The organism is Polaromonas sp. P3_C2 (assembly GCF_056402675.1).
Map to the genome: position 1 here is coordinate 1 of NZ_JBFUGX010000060.1, position 10,608 is coordinate 10,608.

Below are 10,608 nucleotides of genomic sequence, written 5' to 3' on the forward strand. Positions count from 1 at the left end.
CGGCAAAGCCATGCCGGCTCCCACCGCCATGGGCACGCCGGTGTCGAGCTTGTCCCAGTGCACGCCCTCGTCTGTCGAGCGGTAGGCCGAGCCGCGCAGGCCGTAGGCCACCAGCGCGCCGCCTCGGGTGCGCAGCAGGCCGAAAAAGCTGCCCTTGTACGGTGACTGCAACGCGGTAAAGCTGGCCCCGCCGTCACTTGAGCGCAGCAGCAAGCCCTGCTCACCGGCGATCACCAGCGTGCGGCCGTGGGCGCGCACGCCGTACAGATGAAGGGCTTTCGGGTTGGGCAGCCGTAGTCCCCATGCGGCCCACGTCTTGCCGCCGTCTTCGGTGGCAAACATCAGGTTGTAAGCACCGACGGCAAAGCCGCGCCGGGCATCCACGAATTCCAGGTCAAAGAACGGTTTGTCCGCACCTTCTTCCACCAGGCGCTCCGCCTGTGCCATGGCCTGGCTGTCGCCGCTGCGCTGCGCTACCTGCTTCACCAGCTCGGCCGCCTGCATGCCGTCAAGCTGTTTTTCCCAGGTGGCTCCGCCGTCAACGCTGCGCAAAATCACGCCCAGATGTCCTGCGGCCCAGCCGGTGCGTTCATCGGCGAAACACACGGCCGTCAAGGTGGCTTGCACAGGCACCTGCGCCTGTCGCCAGGTGGCGCCATGGTCATCCGACAGCAACACCGTGCCGCGCTCTCCCACCGCCACGAGCCGGGTGCCGGCCCGTGTCACGGCCAATGTGGCCGCGCCTGACGCCTTGGGCGTGACCAGCGCCGGCTGTGACAATACGGCGGGCCCGTTGGCAGCCCATGCGGGGAGTGCAGCGGAGGCCACCCAGCCGAGCAGCCCCATCAGGGCTGTCCGCCGCGCAACGCGAGGCTGGGCACTTCCGGTCATCAGCGAGCGCCTTCGCTGGCGAGCGATTCAGCGCTGAAGAAGGAGCGCGGGATCGGCGGCTGCACTTCATACTGTTTGGGCAGCTCGTTGGAGGCCATGTTCAGGTAGTAGGCGCCGGTCTGCATGTCATAGCCGCCCCACAGCACGACGTTGGTCACGGCGGGGACGTCCGGTGCCGTCAGCATCAGTGCGTAGTTGGTGCGCCAGAGCTGACCTTTGGCGTCCCAGCCGTCGAACAGCGCGATCTGCCAGGAGTCTTCGTCGATGTAGTACTTGCGTTTGGGCACCACATGGCGCTTGCCGGCAGCCAGTGTGGCCTCGACTTCCCACACGCGGTGCAACTCCCAGCGCACCTGGGTCGGGTTCAGCGTGTTGGGCGTCACCAGGTCTTCGATCTTGGCGGAAGCTGCGCGGTTGTTGTTATAGGGGATGTAGATTTCCTTCTTGCCCAGCAGCTTGAATTCGTGTTTGTCGATCGGGCCAAACAGCGTGAAGGCCTCGTCGAACAGACCGATGCCGGAGGTCACCGAGTCGGGTGTGTCATACGCCACGGAAGGCGCTTTGCGCACGCGGCGCTGGCCCACCAGGTACTGCCACAGGCCGCGCGGCGCGGCATCCGAAACACCGTCGAGCGCCAGGATGGCTTCGCCCGCTTTGGAGCCCGGTGCGTTGACCACCAGCTTGCCGTACTGGTAGTAGCCGTCGAACTTTTCGGCGCTCCCGTCCTTGTCGTAGAAGGCCTGGCGTATGGTTTGCGTGCCGCCGGAGGCCATGGTGCGCTTGCCATCGGACGTCACCACCCACACGCGCATCGGCATGGAAAAGTTGCCGCCGCGCCAGGCTGTGCGCTGGTTCCACATGGCTTCATAGCCGTCTTTGGGAATCGGAAATGGCGTGCCGCCGAAAGCGCCTTCCATGCCGTAGCCGCCTTCAATGGTCTTGGCCCGGGTGGCGTTCCTGAAGGTGTTGTCGTACACCGACTGCGGCGCCGCCGCGGTGCGGTGCGTGGGGTAGACGTCGATGCGGAAGTCGGGGTACTTCTTCATCAGCGCCTGCACGCCGTCGGTCAGCTTGTCGGCGTGCTGCGCCATGTTTTTGGCGTTGATCGACAGGATGGGTTTTTCGTTGGGATASAGGTCGGGCCGGGCATCGCCGTTCTTGTAGCCCGGGGTGGCCTTGGCGAGGCCCCCTTCCCACGGCGGAATGGTACCGTCCTTGTTGCCGGCTTTCTCGGCGCCCATGGGCGTCAGCGAGGATTTGAGTTTGGCGGCCTCTTCGGCGGTGACGGCGGCCTGGGCGGACATGGCGCCGGCCAGCAGGGCGGCCACGAGCAATGAGTGTTTTGCGGTCTGCATCATGATGGTTGTCTCTGTAATGTTTTTCAGAAAGTGCGGGAAGCGGTGAAGGAAACGAAGTTGCGGTCTTTCAGGGTCTGTCCGTAGGACAGCATGCGGGTGGGGGTGCTGGGGTCCGTGACGGTCAGGGTGTTTTCCTTGCCGACGAAGGCGGTGTAGTTCAAGGCGAAATTCCAGACGTTCTGGTATTTGCCCTTGATGCCTATGCTCACGTCGCCCGCCTTGCTGGCCCCGCCGGCAAAGTTGATAACGGCTGCGGAACGGCCGCCGAAGTTGTAGCCCAGACCCAGCGGGAATGACAGGTCCAGGCCGGGCAAAACCTGGAAGTACTGCGGCTCAAAGATCATGCGGAACGCCGCCGCGTTCCGCGTTGCGTTGGGATCCAGCCCGCCAAAGCCGACGGCGCTGGGGTTTTTGGTCACGCTCATGAGCCGGTTCCAGGCCAGTTCGGCCACCAGGGCGCCGCCGTCCCACAGGCTGGACTTGTTGAGCACGTAAATGCCCGACAGATTCAGGTGCGCCGTCTTGCCGGTTGCATAGCACGGGTTGGAGGGAGAGCCGTCGCAGTTGGCCGGTGGCATGAAGGGTGCACCGCCCAGCACGGCGGGGTCGCTGGCCAGTGGCGCGTCGGTGCGCACCGAGCCCTCCAGTGCCCAGTTGAGCTGTCCTATCGATGACGTGACGCTGGCACCAAAAGTCTTGATGCCCTTGGCATAGACGTTGTGCACATTGCCGTTGATCAGGTCAAACACCGGAACAGCCGGGGTCTTGTCGTTGTAGCGTGCCGCGTACACGCCGAACTCATAGTTGCCTCCGGCCGGCGCCCAACGCAACTGGGCACCGAACTGGCCGCTGTCGCCCGGCTTCTGGTCGCGGCTGGTGTCGGTGGGCAGCACCGGCCCGCCGAGGTAGACCCGGCCGCCGCCTATGTAGTCCTGGTTGGAGAAATAACTGCCGACGCCGGGGATTTTGCTGGGCCGCCACTTGAGCTGGTAGTAGCCGCCCAGTGTCACGCCCTCGGCCACCTGCAGCGTGCCGGAGATCTGCTCCACCGGCAGCAGCACTTCCTTGAACTGCCAGTTCGGCACCGAGACGATTTTGGCGATGTCCACCGGGCCCTGCGCGTTGGCGATGCCGTTCTGGCCGAAGAACACACTCTCCCCGTACTGCAGCGCGTGCTTGCCGACGCGTATCGAGGCCGGCATGCTGCCGATGGATCCCTTGCCCCAGACAAAGGCGTCGAGGAATTCGTCACCGCGGCCGTGCTGGTCCCGCGTTGCCGGGACGAACTGGTTGGCGGCCTGGCCGGCGAAGTTGCTGACGCCTGCCGTGCCGTCATTGGCATTGGCGCGCAGGTACTGCGAGTCGTACCAGGCGGAGTGGCTGATGCGCAGGCCCCAGTTGCTGCGGCTGTAGTCAAATTCGGTCAACAGGTCGGCGCGGTTGGAGATCAGGCCCTTCTTGAAGTTGAGGTCGCCATCGTTTTCATTGGTCACACCGCCATCGCCGCGGGCGGCCGGCGAGGTGAGCAGTGCGGACGGGTCCTTCAGCCGCCAGGCCAGGCTGTACTTGGGTGTGAAGTCCAGCCGGATTTTGGTGTCGGGGTCGCCGTTGTCCAGTTCCAGGGCGTGAGCCGGCAGTGCGCAAGCCAGGCCGCAGGCCAAGGCCAGCGTGGCTGGCCTGAAGGGTGTGAATACCTTGTTCATCGAATGTCTCCTCGTTATGTCGTCGTTGTTACGTGAATGGGGGATGGGTGCCCTCGCACCCGCGGCGTGTCAGCGTTAGATATAGTTAGATATAGGTGGAGGCCAGGCCGCCGTCGACAGGAATGTTGGCGCCGCTGACCCAGCGCGCGGCGTCGCCGCACAGCCATGCGATGACGGGTGCGATTTCGTCGGCAAAGCCGGGGCGCAGCATGCGGTGGGCATCGGCCTGAACGCGCTCCTGGCCCAGCATCGCCACGAAGTCGCCCAGGATGGGCGTGAACACCGGGCCGGGCGCCACGCAGTTCATGCGCACACCTTTGCCCAGGAACCACTCCTGCGACTGCGTGGCGTTCCAGACGATCAAGGCTTCCTTGAAGTACTGGTAGCAGGTGGCTTGCGGCACAGGGTGGCTGCGCAGCCAGGCGGCACCGGCCTCGAAACCCTTCGCTGCCGCCAGCTCTTTGTGCAGGGCCAGCCGCTGCGGCCATTCGGCGCCCAGGATGGACGCCACGTTGACGATGCTGCCGCCGCGCGGCATGCGCGCCAGCACCTTTTCCGTCAGATGCCGCAGGCCCAGGTAATTCACGCGGGCCACCAGCTCGCCGTCTGCCGTGCCGGGTACGCCGGCGATGTTGCACAGCGCGTCAACCTGCGCCGGCAACTGGGCCACGGCGGCATCGATGGCCGCGGCGGTGCCGAGGTCGGCCTTGATGAAGCCGTCCAGCGTCAGGCTGGGATCGTTGCGGTCCATGCCGATGACCGTGGCGCCCTGAAAGCGCGCCAGCCTGGCCACCTCGGCGCCGATGCCGGACGAGGTGCCGGTGATGACAATGGTTTTGCCTTGCAGGCTCATAAAGCCTCCCGGGTGTGTGGATTCATGAAGGTCTCCTTGATGTGGTGAGCCAAAAAAATCGAAAAAGCTGAAGCGGTCCGTTCAGAACGGGAACATGGGCGCGGTGTCCTTGACGGTCATCCATTGCCATTGCGTGTATTCCTCCCAGTCGGACGGGCCGCCCACGCTGGTGCCGTTGCCCGCGATGCCAGGGCCGCCGAAGGGGTTGACGCAGTCGTCGTTGACGGTCTGGTCGTTGATGTGAACCATGCCGGCCTTGAGCTGCTGCCCCACCGCCATGGCGCGGCCCACCGAGCGCGAAATCACGGCGCAGGCCAGGCTGCCGGTGTTGTTGTTGGCCAGCGCGACCGCTTCCTCGTCGTTGCCGAAAGTGACGATGTTGGCCACCGGGCCGAAGGTCTCTTCATCGAACACGCGCATGCCGGGCTTGACGCCGGACAGCACCGTCGGCTTGTAGAACAGGCCGTCGTAGCTTCCGCCGGCTTCCAGCTTGGCGCCGGCCTTGATGCTGTCCTGCACGATGGCATGCACGCGATCACGCTGGCGCGCATCGATCAGCGGCCCGAGCGCGACCTGGCCGGTGGCACCGTCGCCGACCGGCAGGTGCGTGGCCTTGGCGACCAGGCGCTGCAGCAGCGGGGCCGCGATGCTCTGGTGAACGAGGATGCGGTTGGCGGCCATGCAGATCTGGCCCTGGTGCAGGTAGGCGGCCCAGGCGGCGTTGCTCGCGGCAATGTCCAGGTCGGCATCGTCCAGGATGATCAGCGAGTTCGCGCCGCCGAGTTCCAGCGACACCTTCTTGAGGTGCTTGCCCGCGAGCTCGCCGATGCGCCTGCCCACCGCGGGCGAGCCGGTGAAGGCKATCATGGGCACCAGCGGGTCGGTGACCAAGGCTTCGCCGGCTTCGGCGTCGCCGGGCAACACATGCAGCAAATCCTTGGGCAGGCCCGCCTCCGCAAAAATGCGTGCGATCATGAGGCCTCCGGTCACCGGCGTGCGGGTGTCGGGCTTGATCACCACCGCATTGCCCGCGGCCAGCGCCGGCGCCACCGCGCGCAGCGTCAGGATCAGTGGAAAGTTGAAGGGCGAGATGACACCCACCACGCCGTGCGGCACGCGGCGGGCGATGCTGGTGCGCCCCGGCACGCTGGGCAGCACATGGCCCTGGGGCTGCAGCGGCATGGCGGCGGCCAGGTGGCAGATGGTGATGGCTTCGCGTATCTCATGCTGCCCCTTGGGCAATATGCCGCCGGTCTCCCGCGTGGCATACAGCGCGAGTTCGTCGAAGTGCTGCTGGAACAGCGCGCCGGCGCGGCGGAAGACGTCGGCCCTCTCGCGCGGGGGCAGGGCGGCCCAGGGCTTTTGTGCATTGGCCGCCGCCCGCGTGGCCGCGGCCACATCCGCCGCGTTGGCGATGCCCACCGTGCACATCACCTTGCCGGTCGCGGGCTCGACAACGTCGCGCTTCCCGCCGCCCAGCGGCGCTTGCGCCAGCGCGGAGAAATCCAGAAATGCCATCGCGTCGGATACACCCATTTGCTTTTGTCCTTACGGTTGTTTGATCAGCTCGCCACATCGGCGCGTCGTGCTCCTGTATCGCAATGCATGTACCAGCGCCGCGTGCCAGGGCCCGCTTGCTGCGCTGCACCCAAAGCTTTTTCACTGGGAAAACGGGGACATACCCTAGGTATGTTTGCTGCGGTGCAGCACATGGAAACCACCCATGTTTTCTTCATCAAATAGTTATAAAGTTGAATCAAATTTCACCAATTGATCAAATCAAATCAATCAAATCGAGGAGCAAAGCCATGCGCGCATCCGATCGCATTTCCCTGGCCGAGGTGGCTCGGGCCACCGGGGTCGCGCTGGGCAGCTTCGACAGCGCGTCGGTGGCCAAGGCCATGGGCGGGTTTGCCAGCACGCACATCGGCGGCGACACGCACCCGACGATCGCGGACATCAGCGAATGCCTGTTCTTCTCACCGGGTGACGGGCGCATCTGGCTGCAGGACCAGCGCATGGTGTTGCTGCACACCGAGGCACTCGGTTCCATGCGCCGCGAAATGATCGACAGCCTGGGCATCGAAAAAGCCCGCGGCCTGTTCACCCGCGCCGGTTATGTCAGCGGCGCCCGTGATGCCCAGCTGGTGCGCAAGCACTGGCCCGACGCCGACCCGCCGGCTGCCGCCATGGCCGGCACGCGCCTGCATGCGCTCGAGGGCGTGGTGAAGGTCGAACTGGTCAGCGTGACCTACGACCCGGACACCAGCGGCTATGAAGGCGAATTCATCTGGCACAACTCCAGCGAGGACGATGAACACATTGCCGCCTACGGCATAGGTGGCTCCCCGGCCTGCTGGATGCAGGTGGGCTACGCCACGGGCTACGTCAGCACGCTGTTCGGCCGCCTCATCGTTTTCCGGGAAACCATGTGCCGGTCCATGGGCCAGGCGCAATGCCGGGTGGTCGGCAAGTCCGCCGACAAATGGGACAACATTGAAGAGGACATGCGCTACCTGAATGCCCGGGAGTTTGTCGACACCGCGGCCTATGCGCGCAGCGAATCGGTCCCGGCCGACCTGGCGACCGGCGACATGCCGGCCGGCGACGCGATGGTGGGAGCCTCATCCGCCTTCAACGCGGCCTGCCATCAATTGAGCCGGGTGGCACGCACGACGGCCACCGTGCTGTTCACGGGCGAGTCGGGCGTGGGCAAAGAAAAATTCGCCAGCATGCTGCACAGGATCAGCCCGCGCAAAGAGCAGCCTTTCATTGCCGTGAACTGCGCGGCCATCCCGGAGACCCTGATCGAGTCCGAGCTGTTCGGCGTAGAGCGCGGCGCCTACACCGGGGCCAGCCATTCGCGGCCGGGCCGCTTTGAGCGGGCCAGCGGCGGCACCCTGTTCCTGGACGAAATCGGCATGCTGAGTTTTGTGGCGCAAGGCAAGCTGCTGCGCGCCCTGCAGGAGGGCGAGGTCGAACGCGTGGGCGGCACACGCGGCATCGCCGTCGACGTGCGTGTGGTGGCCGCCACCAATGAGGACTTGCGCCAGGCCGTGCGCGAAGGCCGGTTCCGCGAAGACCTGTTTTTCCGGCTCAATGTGTTTCCCATTCACCTGCCGCCGCTGCGCGAGCGACGCGACGACATTCCCCTGCTGATGAACCACTTCCTCAACCACTACCGGCGCAAGCACGGCTGCAACACCGGCGGCTTCACGCAGGCCTCGGTGCGCACGCTGCTGAACTACGACTTTCCCGGCAACATCCGCGAACTGCAAAACCTGATCGAGCGCGCCGTGATCATGGCCGATGCCGACGGCTTGATCGACGTGCACCACCTGTTCACCGGCGGCGAGACCTTGAGCACCGAGGTCATGACCTTGCGGATGCAGGGCAGCTCAGGCACTTTGAACTTCGACGGTGCGCCGGCCGGTGCGCATCCCGTGCCGGCTGGCACCGCCGCTTCGCAGCAGTCCCTGGAGCAAACCGAGCGCGACATGCTGGAACGCGCCATCTCCGCCTGCCAGGGGAATCTCTCGGCAGCGGCGCGGCGGCTCAACACCACGCGGGCGAAGCTGGCTTACCGCGCCAGAAAACACAGCCTGATTTGAACCGCGTGCGGGGCCGTGGATCAAGCTGCCGGCGCCAGCGCCCCCAGGTAGGCCCTGACCTTCTCGTCGCGCGCCAGCGTGTCGAAGTCAGGCGCTTCGCTGACCGCACCTTTTTGTACAAAGATGAAACGCTCGCAGCATTGCCGCAGGATGTCGACGTGGTAGGGCTCGTTGGGATGCAGGCATAAAAACACCAGGCGGCCGTTGGCCCTGAGTTTGGCGAAGAAGTCCAGCATGAAGCCGATGTAGCCATCCTGCGTGTTGAACTGCGGTTCGTCGAACAGGTGCACCAGCGGCGAATCGCTCTGCGCATGCGCCAGCATGAAGTCGGGTTTGGTCTTTTGAAATGACCGCACCTGGTATGACTGGTGGTAGTGGATCGCCAGCCGGTCGCGTTCGCGTGTGCGCACCTGGTGGATGTCCTGGCCGTTGACCAGCACGCGGCCCGCGCTCGGCAGGTTGCTACCGGTGATCAGTTCGAACAGCGTGGTCTTCCCGGAACCGTTGGGGCCCATGACACCAACCACGCAGGGCTTGTGCACCTCGAAATCGGCGTTCAGTGAAAAGGTGGTCGTCTTGCGGAAGACGCCATGCTGGTATTGCTTGGCGACGTTCTCGACGCGTAACAGTGGATGGCTCATGCTGGCTCAGACTCCCAAAAGCTGCCGGCACAAGGCGGCGTCGTTGCGCAGATCGGCCGCAGGGCCCTCGTGGACGATCACGCCCTGGTTCATCACATAGGCGCGGTCGGCCACCTGTAGTGCGCTCTGCACGTTTTGCTCGACCACCAGCACCGCGATGCCTTCGGCCTTGAGCCGGCTGATGGTTTTCATCACGTCCTGCACCACCTTGGGCGCCAGGCCCTGGCTGGGTTCGTCGAACAGCACCAGGCCGGGCGAGCCCAGCAGCGCGCGCGAGATTGCGACCATCTGCATTTCGCCGCCCGAGAGGTTTTCGCACTCGCGGTGCATCAGGTATTCGAGCGCGCTGAAGATTTCAAAACATTCCTTCTCCTGCCAGGGGCGAAAGCGCGTGGTCTTGCGGGCGATAGCCAGGTTGCGCGCTACCGTCAGCGTCGGGAAGATGCGGCGGTCGTCCGGCACCCAGCCCATGCCGGCCTTGGCGATCTCGTGCGTGGGCATACGGGTGATGTCGCACGCGTCGAAGGCAATGCTGCCCTTGCGTGGCGGCGTGAGGCCGAGCACGGAGCGAAGCAGCGTGGTCTTGCCCGCGCCGTTGGGGCCCAGCAGTGCCACCACTTCGCCGGCGCCGACTTTCAGCGATATGTCGAACAGCACCTGCGTTTCGCCGTAGTAGGTGTCTATGCGGTTCACCGCCAGCATGTCGGCCTGCGGCGACACGGTTTTGATGACGGACTTCAGGACCGCGCTCATGCCAGCGCCCCCAGGTTGGACCGCCGCACCCATTCGTTTTCACGCAACTGGTCAGGCGTGCCATGGCTGATGACCTGGCCCCAGTGGATGACGGAGATCTGGTCGGCGAGCTTGAAGAGGAAATTCATGTCGTGTTCGATGATCACAATCGTGAGCTGGCGCTTGAGTTCTTTCACCAGCTCCATCAGGCGCGCCGTGCCTTCGGCACCCAGGCCGGCGGTGGGTTCGTCGAGGAAGAGCATGCGTGGCTCGGCTGCGAGTGCTACACCGATCTCCAGCGCGCGGCGCTCGCCGTAAGACAGGCTGCTGGCCAGCACGTGCTCCTTGCCCTTGAGGCCGACGCGCTCGAGGATGGCCGCGGCCAGTTGCTGGGCCGTGCTGTCGGCGCCCAGATCGCGCCAGGGGTTGAAGCCCTGCCTGCGCACATGCGGCGTGGCCACCAGCACGTTGTCGAGCGCGGTGTAGCTGTCGAACAAATTCATGATCTGGAAGGAACGCGACACGCCCTTGCGGGCAATCTCCCGCGGCGAGAGGCCGGTGATGTCCTCGCCGGCAAAGGTCACACGGCCGCGGTCGGGCTTGTAGCGGCCCGTCAGCACATTGAAGCAGGTGGTTTTGCCCGCGCCGTTGGGGCCCATGATGCCGTTGAGCTCACCTTCCCTGAAGCTGAGCGTGATGTCTTGCAGCACCACCTGGGCACCAAAGCGTTTGGACAGGCCGCTGGCCTCGAAGAGCTTCACAGTGCACCTCCGGCGGGGGTTGTCACGGGTTTGGCCACCACAGTGCGCCGCGGCCGTG

At 65.1% G+C, this 10,608-nt stretch carries 9 protein-coding genes; 1 reads left to right on the forward strand and 8 read right to left on the reverse strand.

Features of this window, described 5'->3' with window-relative positions:
- The 5 genes from AC1DWI_RS04560 to AC1DWI_RS04580 all read right to left on the reverse strand — a co-directional run.
- The coding region (locus tag AC1DWI_RS04560) for a WD40/YVTN/BNR-like repeat-containing protein (protein ID WP_477724446.1) at positions 1–891 on the reverse strand (891 nt) is incomplete at its 3' end.
- A complete protein-coding gene (locus tag AC1DWI_RS04565; RefSeq protein WP_477670361.1) occupies positions 891–2,249 on the reverse strand; it encodes a DUF1329 domain-containing protein in 1,359 nt (452 codons plus the stop codon). The genes AC1DWI_RS04565 and AC1DWI_RS04560, both read right to left, overlap by 1 nt.
- Before the next feature lie 23 nt (positions 2,250–2,272).
- The gene (locus AC1DWI_RS04570; RefSeq protein ID WP_477670360.1) at positions 2,273–3,952 is read right to left on the reverse strand and encodes a DUF1302 domain-containing protein; all 1,680 of its coding nucleotides are present in this window, start codon (positions 3,950–3,952) and stop codon (positions 2,273–2,275) included.
- A gap of 85 nt (positions 3,953–4,037) precedes the next feature.
- Positions 4,038–4,805, reverse strand: a complete 768-nt coding sequence (locus AC1DWI_RS04575; RefSeq protein WP_477670359.1) for a coniferyl-alcohol dehydrogenase — start codon at positions 4,803–4,805, stop codon at positions 4,038–4,040.
- A gap of 81 nt (positions 4,806–4,886) precedes the next feature.
- Positions 4,887–6,341: a benzaldehyde dehydrogenase gene (locus tag AC1DWI_RS04580; protein ID WP_477670358.1), complete on the reverse strand. Its 1,455-nt coding sequence runs from the start codon at positions 6,339–6,341 to the stop codon at positions 4,887–4,889.
- A gap of 272 nt (positions 6,342–6,613) precedes the next feature.
- On the opposite strand from AC1DWI_RS04580, the gene AC1DWI_RS04585 reads away from it, so the two are divergent.
- Entirely contained in the window at positions 6,614–8,416 is a 1,803-nt protein-coding gene (locus AC1DWI_RS04585; protein WP_477670357.1) for a sigma 54-interacting transcriptional regulator, read from the forward strand.
- 20 nt (positions 8,417–8,436) lie between these two features.
- Here AC1DWI_RS04585 and AC1DWI_RS04590 read toward each other — a convergent pair whose 3' ends face one another.
- From AC1DWI_RS04590 to AC1DWI_RS04600, 3 genes are read right to left on the reverse strand one after another with little or no spacing between them, the layout of a single operon-like run.
- Positions 8,437–9,057 carry an ATP-binding cassette domain-containing protein gene (locus AC1DWI_RS04590; RefSeq protein WP_477670356.1) on the reverse strand — a complete coding sequence of 207 codons (621 nt, stop codon included), beginning with the start codon at positions 9,055–9,057 and terminating at the stop codon, positions 8,437–8,439.
- A 6-nt stretch (positions 9,058–9,063) separates the two neighbouring features.
- On the reverse strand, positions 9,064–9,810 hold the full coding sequence (locus AC1DWI_RS04595; protein WP_477670355.1) for an ABC transporter ATP-binding protein: 747 nt from the start codon (positions 9,808–9,810) through the stop codon (positions 9,064–9,066).
- A complete protein-coding gene (locus AC1DWI_RS04600; protein ID WP_477670354.1) occupies positions 9,807–10,550 on the reverse strand; it encodes an ABC transporter ATP-binding protein in 744 nt (247 codons plus the stop codon). The genes AC1DWI_RS04595 and AC1DWI_RS04600 overlap by 4 nt, the downstream gene beginning before the upstream one ends.
- Positions 10,551–10,608: the final 58 nt, after the last annotated feature.

Coding starts and splice junctions, on each gene's coding strand:
- AC1DWI_RS04570 (WP_477670360.1), bottom strand. CDS start 3,952: ATGAACAAGGTATTCACACCCTTCAGGCCAGCCACGCTGGCCTTGGCC.
- AC1DWI_RS04585 (WP_477670357.1), top strand. CDS start 6,614: ATGCGCGCATCCGATCGCATTTCCCTGGCCGAGGTGGCTCGGGCCACC.
- AC1DWI_RS04590 (WP_477670356.1), bottom strand. CDS start 9,057: ATGAGCCATCCACTGTTACGCGTCGAGAACGTCGCCAAGCAATACCAG.
- AC1DWI_RS04595 (WP_477670355.1), bottom strand. CDS start 9,810: ATGAGCGCGGTCCTGAAGTCCGTCATCAAAACCGTGTCGCCGCAGGCC.
- AC1DWI_RS04575 (WP_477670359.1), bottom strand. CDS start 4,805: ATGAGCCTGCAAGGCAAAACCATTGTCATCACCGGCACCTCGTCCGGC.